Origin of the sequence: Sphingobium ummariense RL-3 (assembly GCF_000447205.1) — a bacterium.
Taxonomy (GTDB): domain Bacteria; phylum Pseudomonadota; class Alphaproteobacteria; order Sphingomonadales; family Sphingomonadaceae; genus Sphingobium; species Sphingobium ummariense.
The window spans coordinates 1-836 of the sequence record NZ_AUWY01000007.1 but is presented as its reverse complement, the minus strand read 5'-3'; the positions used below and the strand labels follow the sequence as shown (position 1 = coordinate 836).

Annotated in this window: 2 protein-coding genes; both read left to right on the top strand. The window is 63.6% G+C overall.

From position 1 onward, the window contains the following. Positions 1–165 precede the first annotated feature (165 nt). Positions 166–414, top strand: a complete 249-nt coding sequence (locus M529_RS25380) for a conjugal transfer protein TraD (RefSeq protein WP_030092294.1) — start codon at positions 166–168, stop codon at positions 412–414. 94 nt (positions 415–508) lie between these two features. Then, positions 509–745, top strand: coding sequence for a conjugal transfer protein TraD (locus M529_RS25375; protein WP_021238840.1), 237 nt, complete (start codon positions 509–511; stop codon positions 743–745). Positions 746–836 lie beyond the last annotated feature (91 nt).

The window sequence follows — 836 nt, the reverse complement described above, 5'->3', positions numbered from 1 at the left end:
TATACTGCCTTTCTTAGCGCACGTCGGCAACGACGTATAAGCGCGCACTCACACTCCCTGTCGTTCCTGTGATTGACTTCGCCGCATTTTTTGTTCGGAACGGTTCCTCGCGCGCGCGATCATGCTATCCTGCGGCTTCAGTTTTCGGGCACGAGGGAGAGAATGATGCGCAAAACGCGCGACTATGACGCGGAGCTGAAAGCCCTTGGCGACAAGGCCAGGGCGTTGAAGGTGAAGAAGGTCCAGCAGCTTGGCGAGCTTGTCACGTCCACCGGAGCCGATGCGCTCGATCTCGATACGCTGGCGGGCGCACTGCTTGCCGCTGTGGAATCGGCCAGCACGGAAGAAAAGGAGGCGTGGCGCGCGAAAGGTTCCGCCTTCTTTCAGCGGCGCGGGAAGAAAGCTCGCGGATAATGTCGCGGCGACCGCCAAGGCGATGGCGCGAACCGGGCAAGCGCTACGCCGCGTTGAAGCCGCCGCGCGCCGCACCGATACGAGAGGATGGGTCGTGCAACGCCGCGAACGAACCCGCCATCTCATAGAACTGGGCGGCCTCGTCCAGAAAGCCGGCCTGGTCGATCTCGCCGACGACGATCGCGCCACCCTCTACGGCGCTCTACTGGATTGCGCGGCCCGCGCCCGAGGCGATGATGCCGGCGACGTGCTGGCGCTCTGGAAGCGGCGCGGCAAGCGGGCGTTCGATGCGGAGGCGGTCTCGCCTGAGAGGTTGGACAATGACGGATGACGCTGTTTCGGTCTGGTGCTTCGCGGGCAAGGATATGGCCCCGTGACCGCGAAGCTGTGCAAAATGGCCATTTGACTTCGCGCGCCCGGTG